Source organism: Pseudomonas sp. TH49, assembly GCF_016650625.1.
Taxonomy (GTDB): Bacteria; Pseudomonadota; Gammaproteobacteria; order Pseudomonadales; family Pseudomonadaceae; genus Aquipseudomonas; species Aquipseudomonas fluorescens_H.
Genome location: NZ_JAEKFL010000001.1, coordinates 2,645,264 through 2,661,939, shown reverse-complemented (window position 1 = coordinate 2,661,939; position 16,676 = coordinate 2,645,264). Strand labels below are relative to the sequence as shown.

13 protein-coding genes, 1 tRNA gene and 3 pseudogenes are annotated in these 16,676 nt (G+C 60.9%); 11 read left to right on the top strand and 6 right to left on the bottom strand.

The annotated features are described in order from the left end of the window. The first annotated feature begins 13 nt into the window (after nucleotides 1-13). The 7 genes from JFU48_RS12135 (at nucleotide 14) to JFU48_RS12105 (ending at nucleotide 6,361) form a co-directional block, all read left to right on the top strand. Nucleotides 14-934: an ABC transporter permease gene (locus tag JFU48_RS12135; protein WP_201136596.1), complete on the top strand. Its 921-nt coding sequence runs from the start codon at nucleotides 14-16 to the stop codon at nucleotides 932-934. After that, the gene (locus JFU48_RS12130; protein WP_003228176.1) at nucleotides 934-1,740 is read left to right on the top strand and encodes an ABC transporter permease; all 807 of its coding nucleotides are present in this window, start codon (nucleotides 934-936) and stop codon (nucleotides 1,738-1,740) included. Before JFU48_RS12135 ends, JFU48_RS12130 begins: the two co-directional genes overlap by 1 nt. 39 nt (nucleotides 1,741-1,779) lie before the next feature. After that, complete coding sequence (locus JFU48_RS12125; RefSeq protein ID WP_420066389.1) at nucleotides 1,780-2,814, top strand: ABC transporter substrate-binding protein; 1,035 nt, start codon at nucleotides 1,780-1,782, stop codon at nucleotides 2,812-2,814. A gap of 62 nt (nucleotides 2,815-2,876) precedes the next feature. Then, nucleotides 2,877-4,331, top strand: coding sequence for an amidase (locus tag JFU48_RS12120; RefSeq protein ID WP_201136594.1), 1,455 nt, complete (start codon nucleotides 2,877-2,879; stop codon nucleotides 4,329-4,331). 86 nt (nucleotides 4,332-4,417) lie between these two features. Beyond that, nucleotides 4,418-4,494 (top strand) — tRNA-Met (locus tag JFU48_RS12115). 341 nt (nucleotides 4,495-4,835) lie between these two features. Beyond that, nucleotides 4,836-6,083 carry an S-type pyocin domain-containing protein gene (locus JFU48_RS12110; RefSeq protein WP_201136592.1) on the top strand — a complete coding sequence of 416 codons (1,248 nt, stop codon included), beginning with the start codon at nucleotides 4,836-4,838 and terminating at the stop codon, nucleotides 6,081-6,083. Between the two features lie 8 nt (nucleotides 6,084-6,091). Next, nucleotides 6,092-6,361 carry a bacteriocin immunity protein gene (locus JFU48_RS12105; RefSeq protein WP_201136591.1) on the top strand — a complete coding sequence of 90 codons (270 nt, stop codon included), beginning with the start codon at nucleotides 6,092-6,094 and terminating at the stop codon, nucleotides 6,359-6,361. 152 nt (nucleotides 6,362-6,513) lie between these two features. On the opposite strand, the gene JFU48_RS12100 is transcribed toward JFU48_RS12105, so the two are convergent. Then, nucleotides 6,514-7,626 (bottom strand): DUF2817 domain-containing protein, encoded by a 1,113-nt coding sequence (locus tag JFU48_RS12100; RefSeq protein WP_201136589.1) that lies wholly within the window; start codon nucleotides 7,624-7,626, stop codon nucleotides 6,514-6,516. 270 nt (nucleotides 7,627-7,896) lie between these two features. Here JFU48_RS12100 and ggt point away from each other — a divergent pair, with 270 nt between their 5' ends. The 3 genes and pseudogenes from ggt to JFU48_RS29940 all read left to right on the top strand — a co-directional run. Beyond that, nucleotides 7,897-9,729: a gamma-glutamyltransferase gene (gene ggt / locus JFU48_RS12095; RefSeq protein WP_201137076.1), complete on the top strand. Its 1,833-nt coding sequence runs from the start codon at nucleotides 7,897-7,899 to the stop codon at nucleotides 9,727-9,729. A 395-nt stretch (nucleotides 9,730-10,124) separates the two neighbouring features. After that, nucleotides 10,125-10,493, top strand: a complete 369-nt coding sequence (locus tag JFU48_RS12090; RefSeq protein WP_201136587.1) for a DUF6124 family protein — start codon at nucleotides 10,125-10,127, stop codon at nucleotides 10,491-10,493. 144 nt (nucleotides 10,494-10,637) lie between these two features. Next, a pseudogene (locus JFU48_RS29940) lies at nucleotides 10,638-10,775 on the top strand (transcriptional regulator); the annotation flags it as partial. A gap of 23 nt (nucleotides 10,776-10,798) precedes the next feature. Here JFU48_RS29940 and JFU48_RS12085 read toward each other — a convergent pair. The 4 genes and pseudogenes from JFU48_RS12085 to JFU48_RS30530 form a co-directional block, all read right to left on the bottom strand. Next, nucleotides 10,799-11,425, bottom strand: coding sequence for a LysE family translocator (locus JFU48_RS12085; protein ID WP_201136585.1), 627 nt, complete (start codon nucleotides 11,423-11,425; stop codon nucleotides 10,799-10,801). 75 nt (nucleotides 11,426-11,500) lie between these two features. After that, the gene (locus JFU48_RS12080) at nucleotides 11,501-12,100 is read right to left on the bottom strand and encodes a flavin reductase family protein (RefSeq protein ID WP_201136583.1); all 600 of its coding nucleotides are present in this window, start codon (nucleotides 12,098-12,100) and stop codon (nucleotides 11,501-11,503) included. 173 nt (nucleotides 12,101-12,273) lie between these two features. Continuing rightward, a pseudogene (locus JFU48_RS30535) lies at nucleotides 12,274-12,711 on the bottom strand (methyl-accepting chemotaxis protein); the annotation flags it as partial. Between the two features lie 102 nt (nucleotides 12,712-12,813). Then, a pseudogene (locus JFU48_RS30530) lies at nucleotides 12,814-13,500 on the bottom strand (PAS domain-containing protein); the annotation flags it as partial. A 330-nt stretch (nucleotides 13,501-13,830) separates the two neighbouring features. Between JFU48_RS30530 and JFU48_RS12070 the strand changes: the two are divergent. Further along, nucleotides 13,831-15,201: a GntT/GntP/DsdX family permease gene (locus JFU48_RS12070; RefSeq protein ID WP_201136581.1), complete on the top strand. Its 1,371-nt coding sequence runs from the start codon at nucleotides 13,831-13,833 to the stop codon at nucleotides 15,199-15,201. A 6-nt stretch (nucleotides 15,202-15,207) separates the two neighbouring features. Here the strand turns inward: JFU48_RS12070 and JFU48_RS12065 are convergent, their stop codons facing one another. Continuing rightward, nucleotides 15,208-16,521: an MFS transporter gene (locus JFU48_RS12065; protein ID WP_064590092.1), complete on the bottom strand. Its 1,314-nt coding sequence runs from the start codon at nucleotides 16,519-16,521 to the stop codon at nucleotides 15,208-15,210. Nucleotides 16,522-16,676: the final 155 nt, after the last annotated feature.

The following is a 16,676-nucleotide window of genomic DNA, read 5'->3' as shown; positions in this document are numbered from 1 at the left end:
CCGAGGAGTTGCCATGCACGCCTTACCGATTGCCAACACACTGGAACGCCGCAAGGCTTTCCAGAGCTTCCTCGGAGTGAGCCCGGCGCTGTTCGCCATCGGCTTGTTTCTGGTGGTGCCGATCCTGATCGTCATCGGCTATTCGCTGATGGAAGCCAACCCCTACGGCGGGGTCAATAAAGTCTTCAGCACCGATGCTTACACCTCGTTGCTGTTCGAACGCCAGATGGACGACAGCCTCGCGTTCGCCGACTCCTACCTGATCATTGCCCTGCGCTCGATCGGCATCGCCGGGCTGACCACGATCATCACCCTGCTGATCGGTTTCCCGGTCGCGGTGTGGCTGGCGATGCAACCGGCGCACCGGCGTGGCTTGCTGATCTTTCTGATCACCGTGCCGTTCTGGGCCAACCTGCTGATCCGCACTTACGCGTGGATTCTGCTGCTGCGCAACACCGGAGTGATCAACAACAGCTTGATGGGCATGGGAGTCATCCATGAGCCGTTGCAGTTGTTGTACACCGACGGCGCGGTGCTGCTGGGGCTGGTTTACACCTACGCACCGTTCGTGGTGTTGCCGATCTACGCGACGCTGGAAAAGATGGATATTCGCCTGCTCGAAGCGGCGCAGGATCTGTATGCCGGACGCGTGCGCACCTTGCGCAAAGTGGTGTTGCCAATCGCCAAACCGGGGATTCTCGCTGGCGCCATCCTCACCTTCGTGCCCTGTCTGGGCGCAATGATCGCTCCGGAATTGCTCGGCGGCGGCACGCGGATGATGCTCGGCAATCTGATTTTCCGGCAGTTCAGCGATGCCCGTAACTGGCCGTTCGGCGCCGCACTGTCGCTGGTGCTGATGGCCGCCGTGATGCTGGTGCTGACCGTGTATGCCCTGCGCGCCGAGCGCCAGCGCATCGCCAAGGGAGGTGCGTGATGCTCGGATTATTCAAACGCAAAGGACTGGGCGTGCAGGACTTCCCCGGCTTCGGCGGCTTCAGTTTCCTGTTCTATCTGTACCTGTATGCGCCAATCGTGGTGCTGGTGGTGTTCTCGTTCAACGCCAACCAGTCGGCGACGGTGTGGACCGGGTTCAGCCTCGACTGGTACCGCGCCGCGTTCGCCAATCAGGCCCTGCGCCAGGCCGCCGGCAACAGCCTGTTGATCGCGGTCTGCGCAAGCATGATCGCCACCGCGATTGCCACCCTCGCCGCCCTCGGTACTTCGCGCGGCGCCAGGTTCAAGGGCCTGCAACTGTCGATGGGCGCAATCATGCTGCCGCTGGTGCTGCCGGAAATCGTCGTCGGTGTGGCGACGCTGGCGCTGTTCTCCACCATCGGCCTGTCGCTGGGCTACGGCAACCTGATCATCGCCCATACGGTGTTCTGCATTCCGTTCGCCTACCTGCCGATCCGCGCTCGCCTCAACGACATGGACCTGTCGCTGGAGCAAGCCTCCGCCGACCTCTACGCCGGCCCGTGGCGCACCTTCCGCAAAGTGACCTTGCCGCTGCTGATGCCGGGGATTTTCTCCGGGCTGATGCTGGCCTTCATCGTCTCGCTGGATAACTTCGTGATCTCGATGATGGTCTCCCAGGCCGGCACCACCACCCTGCCGATCTTCATCTTCGGTCTGTTGCGCATGGGCGTGACACCCGACGTCAACGCCGTCTCGACCCTGATCCTCGGCGTCTCGGTGCTGTTCGTCAGCCTCTCTTACCTGCTGGGCAAAAAGCCCGCCTGAACCTTCTACGAACCGTGGGGAAATAACATGAGCAAGTGGATGAAAAGTGTCGGCACCGGGTTGTTCCTGACTGTGCCGCTGGTCATGGCCGGCAGCGTTCAGGCCGCGGAAAAACTCAACGTGGTGAGCTGGAGCGGCTACTTCTCGCCGGAGATTCTCGCCAAGTTCCAGAAGCAGACGGGCATCGAAGTCACGGTCGATTCCTACGACTCCAACGAGACCCTGCTGGCCAAGCTGAAACAGGGCGGCGCTGGCTATGACGTGGCGATTCCGTCGCACCAGTTCATCCCGATTCTGATCAAGGAAAACCTGCTCGAGCGTTTCGATCCGGTTAAGGAACCGTACTACGCCAGCGTTGTGGATAACCTGAAAAAACCGAGCTGGGACCCTGAAGGCGCGTATTCGGTGCCGTTCATCTGGGGCACCACCAGCGTGGTCCTCGACAGTGCGCGCTACCAAGGGCCGGCCGACAGCTACAAGGTTTTGTACGAGCCGCCAGCCGAGTTGCAGGGGCGGATCAACATGTTCGATTCGGTCAGCGACATGGTCGACATGGCCAGCCTGTACCTGAACATTCCGCTGTGCAGCGAAGACCCGAAACAGATGCAGCAGATCCTCACGCTGCTCAAGGCGCAGAAGCCGTTCGTGAAGACCTACAGCTCCAAGGCCGGTTCGATCCGCGAAAACCTTGCCTCGGGTGAAATCGACATGTCGATGTTCTGGGGCGGCTCGTCGATGCGCGCCCGCGAGATGAAACCGAGCCTGAAATACCTGTACCCGAAAGAAGGCGTGCTGGCCTGGGTCGACAACATGGTCATCCCCACCGGCAGCAAGAATCCGGCGAATGCCAAGGCGTTCATCGCGTTCCTCAGCCAGCCGGAGAACTCGGCGATGACGCAGAACTTCCTCAAGCACCAGAGCCCGATCAAAGGCGTCGAACCGTTCCTCGATGCGGCGCTCAAGGATGCGCCGGAATTGCACATTCCCGAGGGTACCAACGTGGTGTTCAGCAAGACCTGCGGTGAAGGCGCGATCCGCCTCGCCGACCGTCTCTGGACCAACCTGATGCGTTGATTCCTGCCCGCCCCGGCATGAGGCCGGGGCGTTTCTCCAGCCGTCTGAAAGGCGCCGTTGTCATGAATTCCAATAACATCAGCGAACTGGTCCTGCTGCAGGCCCACGCCCTCGCCGACCGCATCCGCCTGCGTCAGGTGTCCTGCCGCGAAGTGATGCAGACTTATCTTGCCCATATCGAACGTTTCAACCCGCAGGTCAACGCGCTGATCAGCCTGCAGCCGCCCGATGTTCTGCTGGCTCAGGCCGATGCGCGCGACGCTGAACTGACGCGCGGTGAAAACCGTGGCTGGATGCACGGCCTGCCCCACGCGATCAAGGATCTGTCGCTGACCCAAGGCATCCGCACCACGCTGGGTTCGCCGCTGTTCAAGGACTTTATCCCCGAGCGCGACGGCATCATGGTCGAGCGGATCAAAGCGGCCGGCGCGATCATCATCGGCAAGACCAACACCCCGGAATTCGGCCTCGGTTCGCAGAGCTACAACCCGCTGTTCGGCGCCACCGGTTGCGCCTATGACCCGAGCAAAACCGCGGGCGGCAGCAGCGGTGGCGCGGCGGCCGCACTGGCGATGCACCTGGTGCCGGTGGCGGATGGCAGCGACATGATGGGTTCGCTGCGCAACCCGGCGGCGTTCAACAACATCTTCGGGTTCAGACCTTCTCAGGGCCGCGTGCCGTTTGATGACAGTGCTGATCTGTTTTTCGATCAACTCGGTTACGAAGGGCCGATGGCGCGCAGCGTGAGGGATGCAGCCTTGTTGCTGTCGGTGCAGGCCGGGGGCGATGCGCGGGCGCCGCTGTCGATCAGCGAATCCGGGGAGGCATTTGCCGCGCCGCTGGAGCGTGACTTCAAAGGCACTCGGTTGGGGTGGCTGGGGGACTTCAATGGCTATCTGCCGATGGAGAGAGGTGTGCTGTCGCTGTGCGAGAAAACCTTTGCCGACTTTGAAAGTATCGGTTGCCACGTTGAGTCGGTGGAGCCTGATTTCGCGCCTGAGCGGCTGTGGAGTAGTTGGCGCACGTTGCGGCACTGGATGGTCGCGGGGTCGTTGGGCGCGGCCTACGCCGATCCGCAGAAACGCGCGCAGTTGAAACCGGAAGCCTGTTGGGAAGTGGAAAACGGCTTGAAGCTCTCGGCCGGCGAAGTGTTCGCCGCATCCGTTGCGCGCAGCGATTGGTATCGGGCGATTTCCCGGTTGTTCGAACGCTACGATTACCTGCTGTTGCCGAGCGCGCAGGTCTTCCCGTTCGACAAGACGCAGCCATGGCCGACCGCTATCGAAGGCGTGAGCATGGACACGTATCATCGCTGGATGGAGGTGGTGATCCCCGGCACGCTGTCGGGTTGCCCGGTCGCCAACGTTCAGGCGGGATTCAATTCAAATGGTTTACCGATGGGCCTGCAAATCATCGGCAAGCACCAGGCCGACTTCGCTGTCCTGCAATTGGCGTACGCGTATGAACAGGTCAGCCGCTGGTTCCAGCGCTGCCCTTCGCCGCTGCTGAGCCAGTGATTTTGATAAACGGTTGAAAGCGTAGAAAAAATTTTTAAATTTACGCTTGACGCTTTTCCATTTCAGGGGAATAATGCGCGCCACTTGGCTACATAGCTCAGTTGGTTAGAGCATAGCATTCATAATGCTGGGGTCCGGGGTTCAAGTCCCTGTGTAGCCACCAAGTACTAAAAACGGCTTACCGAAAGGTAGGCCGTTTTTTTATGCCTCGAAGAAACCATCCTCTGTGGTGAGGGGATTTCTCCCCGATGGCTGCAAAGCAGCCCCTCTCAACAAAGTTGGCTGATCCAGTCGCCACTCCCCCCATAACTCCTGATTGGCCTTGACCATGCTTCATGGCAGGTCAACAAACCGAGAAAGCCCTGCAGGAAAAAGGTGCGAACGGTGTACGAAAGAGATTTTTCGTAAAACCATACGCCTGTAACTCACCCCATCGGTTTGCCCGAAATCCCCACTGACCGACAAGCTTCCCTGGCTCGATTCAAAGCCATACAGGGAGTTGTCATGGCTCGATTCAAATCTCTCTTCGATGAAGATTGGCCTTGGAAACGTCCGGGAAGGAACGGCTCATGGGCCGCTTGGAATCCGCCTCCCCCGCCGGAGCCGGTATACATCGAAAAGGATGAATGGCCAACGCCCAGGCCCCGCGAAGACCTGGTGTTCGCCAAGTCCTGCACACCGGGTAACTGGTGTCGAACGGACGCCGGCACGGAGCCCGAGTCCGCCGCCAATTTCGGCAAGATCATGGTCGCGGGGGCCATGCTCTTTCCCTCAGCCAGCACCGCGGTAGCGACCGCACTCGGCGCCGACCTGGCATTGGGTCGCATGGCCGGAGGTGGAATTCTGCAACAACGTCTCAACTGGGCCATCCGTGGCGCAGGCGGCCCGGCCAGCGTGTTCATCCTCGGAATGCTGCCGACCCGAATGGGTGACGGCACGCTGTACACCGACCAACAGCTGCGCAGCCTGACGCGCGCTACCACTCGCGTGCGCTTCCAGTTCCGACGCGATGCCGAAGGGGTCATGCAGGTCTACGGCATCCACACCGGCGCCTCGGGCGATGACTCGGTGCGCACCGTCAACGTCGATTGGAACAGCGACCAGACGGCGATGGAGGCCAAGCTCAACGGCATCACGATTTTGTGGACGCCACAACGCGGGCCACTCGGTTCAATGCCACCGCTGGTTTATCCCGAGCATGGCGAGCAACTGAACACGATCCTTGTCCACCCGATACCTGAGAACACTGACAGCCAGATAGAAGGCCTGCCCGGCGAGGACATTACCGCCGAGGATTGTATTCTGGTGTTCCCGGCGGACACTGGGCTGAAGCCGCTGTATCTGGTGTTTTCGAGGCCGGCCAGACTGACGCCGGGGACGGTGACGGGGGGTGGTGAGGACGTATCCGGGATCTGGCTGGAACATGCCCGGACTGGATCTGGTGCACCCATCCCTACCACTATTGCCGATTCACTGAGAGGACGCGAATACTCTACTTTTGATTCATTCAGACGAGCCTTCTGGACCGCGGTCTCGAGGGATGGTGTGGTAGCGGGGCAGTTCAGCGAGGACAGCTTGGAACGTATGCGCAATGGGAAGGCACCCCGAGCACGCTTAATAGATGCGGCGGGCAAGAGGATCTCTCACGAGATTCACCACGTGGAACTGATATCCGAAGGCGGCGAGGTCTATAACGTAGATAATCTGCGGATCTACACGCCAAAAAATCACGTCGAAACACACCAAGAATAGGGAACAGCATGAGTGATCCATTCATCAAACGCAGCTTTTCGGACTACACCGAACAAGACTTCGTTGAGTTTGTGGACGAGATTAGAAAAGAAGATAAGGCGCCCACTGATGAGCGTGCAGACGTTTTAGTGCGGCACTTCAACTCGATTGTTGGCCATCCAAGCGGGATGGACCTTATTTACTATCCAGAACCCGGAGCTGACACGTCGTCCGCTGGCATAGCTCGTACAGTTGCAGCATGGCGTGCTGCTAATGGACTACCCGGCTTCAAGCAATAAGCGCTTTTTATCCCTCGAGACAACACCAAACCCGTGGCGAGGGGATTTATCCCCGATAGGGTGCGCAGCGCCCTTCTTCCCCAGTAAAAACGCATGGGACTGCTGCGCAGTCCATCGGGGATAAATCCCCTCACCACAATGCCAAACCTGACCTATTCAGGCTGCTCTGCCGACAAGGCCATCACCCCCCTCGCCCAGATCTGCCGAGTCCGCAGCCCCACCATCGCCCGCCAGTCCGGATCAGCCGGATAGAACTGCTCCAGCAGTTTCAACTTGATCGCCCGCCCCGTCGCATCCAGCGGATCGCCATGCAGATGCAGCCAATGGTCATCACGCAAGTAACGATGCACCTGCGGCCCCGGATACGTTCCGCACTCGATCACGAACGGCATCAGCTGCACGCCCGGCAACGCATCGAGCAATGCCTGTGAGGTGTAGCCGGTAGCCGTCGCTGCGACACCGGTTTCGCTCAACGTTTCGGCGCCGGTGTGCAAGGTGTACAGCCACGGGCCGTAGATCGTTTGCGCCTGGGTCAGTGCCGGGTAAGGCGCTTCGGTGATGGTCAGCAACATCGGATGCCCGTACTCGCCGGCGCCGGTGTGCAGGTCGAAACACATCACGGTTTCCGCATCCGCCAGATGCGCGTCGATGATCTGGTGCAGCGTGCGATTCGACCAGCTCGGCGCGCGGCCGCCATAGAACAGTCCATCGGGATGGCTGTGCTGACCGCCCTCGACAATCGACATCACCGCCGGCCAGCCGTGTTCGGCAATCTGTGCGTCGAGCAAAGCGTCGGCGCGCTGACGCTCGGGGCCGTGCAAATCGGTGCAGGCGTAAATCTCGTGCAGCGTGGCGTAGGCGCGGTTGTCCGGCAACGGGGCGACGAAATCCAGGTGATTGCGGTTGAGGTCGATGTTGTCTTCGTTGACCCGGCGCAGCCACGCGGTGCCCCATGGGTTGATCAGGTGGATCATCACCACTGCGACATCCTTGGGCAGCGAGCCGGGAACGAAAGCCTGCAGCCAGTCGATCTGACATTCCGAACCGTAATAGCCCTCGACCCCATGGGTGCCGCTGAGTGCGACCAGCCGGCGTTTGGCTTGCGGGTCTCCGAGCACCGCGACATCGGTGCTCAGCGGTTCGCCAAACGGTCCGCAACGCGAATGGGCGTAGGAGGTGAGCGTGGCTCCGGCAGCTTGGGCGGCGGTCAAAAACTGTTCGCGTTGATCACGGTAACTGGACTGGGTTGGAAACTCGCTGTGCATATCGGCCTCTTGTGATTTTTATGGCTTGACCTGTGTAGGAGTGAGCCTGCTCGCGATAGCGGTGGCTCAGTCAACATTGATGTTGAATGTGATGACGCTATCGCGAGCAGGCTCACTCCTACAGGGGGATATTTGCGGTCGTTCTATTGAGGTTGACCCTAGCGAACATCCGCCCCGAAAAGAAAGACAAAAATGCCCACCGGTTTGCGTCGCGACCGACCGGTCGATAAAGTCCGTCAGACCTTTCATCCCACGGACGGAGAGCCCCACGTGTTTCCAGCCCTGCCCCTGAGCCGCTTTCGCCTGCCTGCCCTGACGCTGATCATCAGCGCCCTGACCCTCACCGCGTGCAACGCCCCGCCCTCCTCGACCTTGCCGCTGGCGCCGGAAGCCGCTTCCGGTTACCGCACCGACCTGCAGACTCGCCACGCCAGTCAACACATGGCCGCTGCCGCCAATCCGCTGGCCGCCGAGGCCGGTCGCGAGATGCTGCGCAAGGGTGGTTCGGCCATCGACGCGGCGATTGCCATGCAAGCGGTGCTGACTCTGGTAGAACCGCAATCCTCCGGGATCGGTGGCGGTGCGATGATCGTGTTGTGGGACGGCAAACAGGTGCGCACCTACGACGGACGCGAAACCGCCCCGGCGGGTGCCACCGAGAAGCTGTTCCTGCAGGCCGACGGCAAACCGATGCCATTCCCGCAGGCGCAGATCGGCGGTCGGTCGGTGGGTACTCCGGGCGTGCTGCGTGCGCTGGAAATGGCACACAAGCAACACGGTCGCCTGCCATGGGCCACGCTGTTCGAGCCGGCGATCAAACTCGCCGAGCAGGGTTTCGCGATTTCGCCGCGCCTGCATTCGCTGCTGGAATCCGACCCGGTGATCCGTAAATCACCGGACATGGCCGCCTACTTCCTCAACCGCGACGGCAGCGTCAAAGCCATCGGCACCCGTCTGCAGAATCCGGCATTGGCCGCCGTGCTCAAGCGCATCGCCAACGAAGGCCCGGACGCGCTGTACAAAGGCCCGATTGCCGAGGAGATCGTCGCCAAGGTGCAGGGCCACGCCAATCCCGGCAGCCTGTCGCTGAATGATCTTCAGCGCTATCAGGCCAAGGAACGCGCACCGCTGTGCACCGACTACAAGCGCTGGCAGGTCTGCGGCATGCCGCCGCCGTCATCGGGCGGGATCGCCGTGGCGCAGATTCTCGGCACCTTGCAGGCGCTGGAAAGCCGCGACCCGCGCCTGTCACTGACGCCGCTCAAACCCGTGAAAACCAACAAACCGGCCGGTATCGAACCCGATCCCCAAGCGGTGCACCTGATCGCCGAAGCCGAACGCCTGGCCTACGCCGACCGTGCGCAATACGTCGCCGACACCGATTTCGTTCCGGTGCCGGTCAAAGGTCTGGTCGACCCGGGTTATCTGGCCAGCCGCGCCAGCCTGATCGGCGAACGCAGCATGGGCAGCGCCCAACCGGGCACCCCGCCGGGCGTGCAAGTGGCCTACGCGCCGGATCGCTCGCCGCTGCGCATTTCCACCTCGCAAGTCGTCGCCGTGGATGACTTGGGCGGTGCGGTGTCGATGACCACCACCATCGAAGCGGCGTTCGGCTCGCACCTGATGGTGCAGGGCTTTTTGCTGAACAACCAGATGACCGACTTCTCGTTCATCCCCGAAGAGCACGGGCAGAAAGTCGCCAACCGCGTCGAACCCGGCAAACGCCCTCGCTCCTCGATGGCGCCGACGCTGATCTTCGACCGCAACAGCGGCGAATTCCTCGCCAGCGTCGGCTCGCCGGGCGGTTCGCAGATCATCGAATACGTGGCCAAGACCACCGTCGGCCTGCTCGACTGGAACCTCGACCCGCAAAGCGCCATCAGCCTGCCCAACTTCGGCAGCCGCAACGGCCCGACCGAACTGGAACAAGGCCAGTTCAGCCCGGCGTTGATTCAGGCGTTGAAGGACAAAGGACATGTTGTGAATGAAATCGACATGACCAGCGGCACCCAGGCGATCGTTAGGGTCAAGGATGCGCAGGGTAAAGCGTCTTTGGAGGGTGGCGCGGATCCGCGGCGTGAAGGGGAAGCGTTGGGGGATTGAGGCGACAAGGGTTGAAGAAAAGGCCTGCCGCAAGGCAGGCCTTTTACGCAACACACTGCGTATTTCAAATCGGGATGTTTAATAGCGGCCAAGCAAACGCAGAACCGTCCCACAAGGTTTTCAGGTTGTCCGTCGGACGTCAGCTCTCTAGCCTGTGAACGTCGCTGCCAATTCAGCGGCCGGGATTGGAAACCCCGAGTAGAACCGAGCGCACAAGCTCCTTTCATAACGTATCCTTGCGCACTTCAATGTGTGCACTCCGTTATGGCGGCTGTGCGCGGGAGACCTTCGGGTCAACCGGGTTCTCCGTTCCCCGGGTTTCCAACCTGCGTACAGCTGCCACCCTTTCGTTCGGAAACCGAATGGGTCAGCTCCAATCCTGATCGGAGAACACCATGAAAAAGCCAACACCCAATCCCCCCGAAACAGATATCGACCCAACCTCTCCTTACGCCTCCATCGACAGCAAAAAGCTCCACGAAGCTGCCGACCGCGCTCTTGATCATTACCTCAAACCGGCCGCCCACATCATGGCGTCCACGCGCAGTTACGAACCGATGTACCTTGCCAACCCGGTGTATGACACCGAATCCCTATTGGCCAATGCCAGTGAAACACTAGGCTCGGTCACCGAGATGCTAAACAACTTCGCCGCCGTACTGGACACCTCGCACCGCAAGACCGCGCTGGGTATTGCGCAAATCGTCATGCTCAGTGAGCTGGCGGTGAATCAGGCGCTGGATAACGTTCAGCCGGTCGCGTAGTTATCGCAATGCATAAAAAATCCGATGCCGGGCAGGCATCGGATTCTTAATTCCTGGCGTTGTCCAGAATAGACCTGGCGTGCCTTATTGCCCTAGAGGCAGCCCCCCCCTTTGAAGTGAAGTAATCCATGAGCGCACGCCCCAATTCATAACGAAGAAGACTATCGTGCGGCGCTCAAAGACGTGTCTGCACTTTTCGACAACGAGCCAGTGCCGGGCACTCCTGAAGGTGATCACTTTGACAGCATGATCAGCCTTATCGAAGCTTACGAGGCCAAACAGTTGTCCCATCCAAGAACTACGGCTCAGCGATTAGCCACCAGATGCGTCCCAAACAGCAGATAACAACCACCGGCCAAGCGATCCAGCCATTGCCGTGAACGCTCGTAAACACTCGCGATCCGGCGGCTGGCGAAGAACAGCGCGACGCTGCAATACCAACTGAACGACAGCGTGGCCATGGTCAGCACGGCCAGTGTCAGCAGTAGCGGCGGGACGTGGGCCGGCATTGCGGTGGCGAAGATGGTGGCGACGAACAGTGCCGACTTGGGGTTGGTCATGTTGCCCAGAAAGCCCCGCCCGTAGGCACCCAGCAGGGTCTGTTGCGACTCATCCAGCGTACCGGCGGCAATCGGCGCTTTGCGTTTGAACTGCTTGAGGCCGAGGTAGATCAGGTAGCAGCCACCGGCGATCTTGAAGCTCAGGTACAGGGTTGGCGCCGCGCTGAACAAGGTCTGAATCCCCAAACCGCCGGCCAGGCCCCACAACACGGTGCCGGTGGCGACGCCCAGCGCCGCGACCACGCCATGGCGTCGGGAACGGCTGACCGCCAGTTGGGCGATGTTGAAGAAGTTCGGGCCGGGGGTGACCACCGCGACCGTCCACAACAACGCCAGCGACAGCAACGGGGCGAGATAAAGCGAAAGGTCCATGGGGCGAGCGCCTGATTGGTTCGACAATGCCCCACACCTTGCTACATCCGGCGCGCGTTTTCCATCAGATGCAGGTCACAGCGCCAGGGTTTTACCGTCCACCGCATCGCCAATCGTCAGGAAATGCCCGCCGGCCACGTGGTGCAGCGTGCGCAAGCCATCATGCCCGTCGAAATGCCAGCGGCCGTCGCTGAACACCCGCTCATCGGCCTGGGCGGCGATGACTTCGGCGAGGAACAGGTCGTACTGCTCGTGGTTGCGCGGTTCGGGCAGCAAGCGGCATTCGAGCCAGGCCACGCAGCCTTCAAGCAGAGGCACCTCGACGGTTTCACCGGCGAAGGTTTGCAGGCCGTAAGCCTGAAACTTGTCCTGCCCCTGATTCTGCTGGATCTCCAGCCCCGAGGTATTGCCGACGGTTTGCACGATGTCTGCCTGATTGACGCACGGCACGTTGAGCACAAACGTGCCGGACGCTTCGAGCAACTGGCGCGTCCAGGTGGACTTGTCGAGGACGACGGCGACTTTCGGCGGTTCGAAATCCAGCGGCATCGCCCAAGCGGCGGCCATGATGTTGCGCTGGCCGTCATGGGCAGCGCTGACCAGCACGGTCGGCCCGTGATTGAGCAGACGATAGGCTTTGTTCAAGGGCACCGGGCGGCGGTGGGAAGCACTCATGGGGATCTGCTCCGGGGAAAAGGAACAGATTGTAGCGCCAGACCACAGAAAGAAGGCGGATGAAAAACCTGTGGGAGCGAGCTTGCTCGCGAAGGCGATAGGTCAGTTACATCAATGTTGAATGACACACCGCATTCGCGAGCAAGCTCGCTCCCACATGGGATCAATGGAGGTTAGTTAGACAGTTGATTGGCAAACTGGCCGACCGCATCCACCACTTTCTGCGCGCCGTCCTGAATCTCGACAATCACCGTGCCCGCTTCCGCCGCCAGTGCCAGGCCCTGTTCGGCCTGAAGCTTGCCATCGGTCATCAGCGCCACAGCATTGCGCGCCATCTCCTGGTTCTGCCGCACCACGGTGACGATCTCTTCGGTCGCCTGACTGGTGCGCGAGGCCAGTTGCCGCACTTCGTCGGCCACCACCGCAAAACCTCGCCCCTGTTCACCAGCGCGAGCCGCCTCAATGGCGGCGTTGAGCGCCAGCAGGTTGGTTTGCTCGGCAATGCCGCTGATGGTTTTGACGATGGTGCCGATTACCTGCGACTGCTCGTTCAGCGCCTCGATGCCCTCACCGGCCGCCTGCATGTGGCGCGACAGATCGCGCATCACATTCACCGCCTCGGTGACCACCGTGGTGCCACGTTGCGCGGTGTTGTCGGTTTGCTGCGAAGTGCTGTAGGCAATGCTCGCCGCGTCGGCAACCGCTTGTTCGCGGTTGACCTGATCGGTGATCACCGTGGCGAATTTCACCACTTTGTACAGTTTATTGTTGGCATCGACCACCGGGTTGTAGGACGCCTCCAGCCACACCGTACGACCATGGCTGTCGACCCGCTTGAAGCGCTCGGCGACAAACTCACCGTTGTTCAGGCGACGCCAGAAATTCTGGTACTCGGCGCTGTTGTACTCCTCGGGTGTGCAGAACATCCGGTGATGTTTGCCTTTGATCTGCGCCAGGCTGTAACCCATGCCATGCAGAAAGCGCTCGTTGGCATTCAACACGTTGCCATTGAGGTCGAACTCGATCACCGCCGTCGAACGCACCAGCGCACCGATCAGGTTTTCGTGCTCGCGCGAAGCTTCAATGGTGCGGGTCAGGTCACTGGAAAAGATCGAGAAATGCTTGATCCGCCCGTCCGAGGAACGCACCGGTTGCACGATGGAGCGCAGCCACGCCTCTTCACCATTACCACGCAACAGACGCACGGCCCCGGCGAAATGCTCGCCCCGCGTCAGTGCGGCCTTGAAGCGATGATGGAATTCGTCGGACTTCACATGCGCCGGAACGATGTCTTCAATGGCGCGCCCCACCAGGTCCTGGCTCTTGTAGAGCATCTCGGTCAGGAAGTTCTGGTTGACCGACTGGATCCGCCCATCGGCCTCCAGGGTCAGCACCAGCATCTCGCTTTCCAGGCTTTCCTTCACCTGCAGCAGGCTGGAGAGTTCTTCACGAAGAGTGGCCAGCTCTTGCTTGAGGCGTTTGTTGAACATGGGAAAGTACCGATAGGCAGGGTAGAAAGCGGGATGCAGCCTAACCATCGGCCTTGGAAAAGTTTTCTGAAGAGCGATTGAGACCGGTCAGTCAAAAATAATCCCGTCGGGCTTTTGCTCCTATTCATCGCCCTCACTGAGCCGTTACAAAAGCCACCGCTCTGGACCGGCCACTTCAGGTATTCTCAGGGCAAATTGCAACAACATGTTGCAGGTAACTGCCCGATAAGGAGTCCCGTTTTGGATTTATCGACCGCTGCCTGGATGGTTCACGATACCCGTCTGATTCTCTGCTGCCTGTTGGCGATTGCCACAATTATCGTGTTGATCAGCGCCACCAAACTTCCGCCCTTTCTCTCGATCCTGATCGGCACCTTTATTGCCGGTGTCGGCGCCGGCTTGCCGCCGGAAGACGTGGCCAAGGCGTTCAGCAAAGGCGCCGGGGCGATCCTCGGAGAAGCGGGGATCATCATTGCCCTGGGCTCGATGCTCGGCGCACTGATGGCCGAGTCCGGCGCGGCCGACCGCATCGCTTCAACCTTGCTCGGCCTGGGTAAAGGCAAGTCCCTGCCGTGGGTCATGGCGCTGGTGGCGATGGTGATCGGCCTGCCGCTGTTCTTCGAAGTGGGCCTGGTGATGATGGTACCGATCATCTTTGTCATGGCCCGTCGTTCGGGTCAGCCACTGTTGAAAATCGCGATTCCGGCACTGGCCGGGATGACCACCCTGCACGCCCTGATGCCGCCGCACCCCGGGCCGCTGATCGCGGTCAGCGCGTTGCATGCCGACCTCGGGCTGACCATGTTGCTGGGCTTCAGCATCGCGATTCCGGCGGTGATTCTGGCGGGGCCGCTGTACGGCAACTGGCTGTCGAAACGCATGCACGTCGATGAACCGGCAGAGCTCGGCGCCCTGTTCAGCGCCCCACCGAAAGCGCCGCGCCAGCCGAGTTTCGGCATGTCGCTGCTGATCATTCTGTTGCCGGTGCTGCTAATGCTTGGCAGCACCCTGGCGAAAGTCGCGATGAGCCCGGAAAGCAGCGTCGCCCTGACCCTGAAGTTCCTCGGCGAGCCTTTGGTGGCGCTGGGCATTGCGGTGATGGCAGCGGTGATCTGCCTCGGCTGGGCCAACGGCATGCCGCGCGATCAAGTGGGCGGCACCCTGCGCAGAAGCCTGGCGCCGATTGCCGTGCTGTTGCTGACCATCGGTGCCGGTGGCGGCCTGAAGCAGACCTTGCTGGATGCCGGCGTCAGCCAGACCATCAGCAAAGTCGCCGAAGGTGCGCATATGCCGTATCTGCTGCTGGCCTGGCTGATTGCCGTGGCGTTGCGTCAAGCCACCGGATCGGCGACGGTCGCCACCACCACGACAGCGGGGATTCTGGCGCCGATGATGGCAGGGCTCGCCGCGACGCAAAGTTCGTTGGTGGCGCTGGCGATTGGTGCCGGCTCAGTGTTCTTCTGCCATGTGAACGATGCCGGTTTCTGGATGGTTCGCGAGTACTTTGGCTTGCAGCTCAAACAGACGATCTGGGTCTGGTCGATCCTGCAAACCATTGTTTCGGTGGTGGGACTGGTCGGGACGTTGCTGTGGTGGCACTGGTTGACCTGACAGCGGTCAGGAACAGGGCGCCACGGATTGGCGCCCGACACCACTCATGCGCGAGCCGAAGTACGCCGCGCTGCCGATGCCGACCGCACCCATCACCGCACAGAACATCACGCAGATCCATGGGCTCCAAGGCATCAGACCGATCAGCAACAGCGGTGTGATACTCGCCCACGCGGCGTAGGCAATGTTGTAGGTGAAGGAAATGCCGGATACCCGGATACGCGCTGGGAACAGCCCGACCATCACCGACGGCACCGCGCCGACCACACCGCAACCCAGACCGGCGATGGCGTACGCCAGCCCCACCCAGTCGCCCCCCGTGATCAAGCAGCTGTAAAGCACGCCGATGCCCAAGGGCAGCAGCAGGCTATAGAGCATGACCGTGCGCCAGGCGCCGAGGCGATCGACCAGCAACCCGGCAATCACGCAGCCAATATTGAGGAAGACGATGCCCAACGCACTGAGGGCAAAAGTGTGGCTGGCGGTCATGCCGAAGGTTTTCTGCATCATGGTCGGGGTGATCACCACGAACACCACCACCGCCGAAGTCAGTACGCAAGTCAGCAACATGGCCGGCAACATCGCCAGCCGATGCTCGCGCAGCACGGTGCGCAGCGGCAGTTCGACCCGCGCCTCGCGCTGGGCTTCCATGGCCATGAACACCGGGGTTTCGCTCAACCAGCGCCGCAGGTAGACGCCGATCACGCCGAACACCCCACCGAGCAGGAACGGATAACGCCAGGCGTAATCGAGGATTTCTGCCGGGGTGAACGCCTGTGCAAGGAAGGTCGCGGTCAACGCGCCAATCAAGTAGCCGAAGGTCAGCCCGGCCTGCAAAAAGCCCAGCGCGTAACCGCGATGGCCGGTTGGCGCATGTTCGGCGACGAACACCCAGGCGCTCGGCACTTCCCCGCCGACCGCCGCGCCTTGGAGAATGCGTAGCGCCAGCAACAGCAGCGGTGCGAAATAACCGATCTGGGCATACGTCGGCATGATCCCGATCAGCAGGCACGGCAGCGCCATCATCAGGATGCTCAGGCTGAAGACTTTCTTGCGCCCGAGTTTGTCGGCGAAATGCGCCATCAGGATCCCGCCCAGCGGCCGCGCCAGATAACCGGTGACGAAGATCCCGAAGCTTTGCAGCAGACGCAGCCACTCGGGCATTTCCGGCGGGAAGAACAATTGGCTGAGGGTCAGGGCGAAGAACACGAAAATGATGAAATCGTAGATCTCCAGCGCCCCGCCGAGGGCCGCAAGGCCGAGGGTCTTGTAGTCGGAACGGCTGAACGGCGCCGGTCGCGCTGTGGATTGGGCAGTCATGGCAAAGAACTCTGGCAGGCAAAAAACCAAGGCGCCCATGGTCTACGCAAATCCGCCTGGGGACAACCCGTTAGACCATAGTCCCGGATGGGCAAAACCTGCTCACAAAATGGCGGCGGTTGATTTACTGTTGAGGCTTGTCTGCAGCCACAGTC

Excerpts from the sequence above, each read along its gene's own strand:
- JFU48_RS12120 (WP_201136594.1), top strand. The coding sequence starts at position 2,877 with ATGAATTCCAATAACATCAGCGAACTGGTCCTGCTGCAGGCCCACGCC.
- JFU48_RS12100 (WP_201136589.1), bottom strand. The coding sequence starts at position 7,626 with ATGCACAGCGAGTTTCCAACCCAGTCCAGTTACCGTGATCAACGCGAA.
- JFU48_RS12130 (WP_003228176.1), top strand. The coding sequence starts at position 934 with ATGCTCGGATTATTCAAACGCAAAGGACTGGGCGTGCAGGACTTCCCC.
- JFU48_RS12080 (WP_201136583.1), bottom strand. The coding sequence starts at position 12,100 with ATGAGTGCTTCCCACCGCCGCCCGGTGCCCTTGAACAAAGCCTATCGT.
- JFU48_RS12090 (WP_201136587.1), top strand. The coding sequence starts at position 10,125 with ATGAAAAAGCCAACACCCAATCCCCCCGAAACAGATATCGACCCAACC.
- JFU48_RS12065 (WP_064590092.1), bottom strand. The coding sequence starts at position 16,521 with ATGACTGCCCAATCCACAGCGCGACCGGCGCCGTTCAGCCGTTCCGAC.
- JFU48_RS12125 (WP_420066389.1), top strand. The coding sequence starts at position 1,780 with ATGAAAAGTGTCGGCACCGGGTTGTTCCTGACTGTGCCGCTGGTCATG.
- JFU48_RS12105 (WP_201136591.1), top strand. The coding sequence starts at position 6,092 with ATGAGTGATCCATTCATCAAACGCAGCTTTTCGGACTACACCGAACAA.
- JFU48_RS12135 (WP_201136596.1), top strand. The coding sequence starts at position 14 with ATGCACGCCTTACCGATTGCCAACACACTGGAACGCCGCAAGGCTTTC.
- JFU48_RS12085 (WP_201136585.1), bottom strand. The coding sequence starts at position 11,425 with ATGGACCTTTCGCTTTATCTCGCCCCGTTGCTGTCGCTGGCGTTGTTG.
- JFU48_RS12110 (WP_201136592.1), top strand. The coding sequence starts at position 4,836 with ATGGCTCGATTCAAATCTCTCTTCGATGAAGATTGGCCTTGGAAACGT.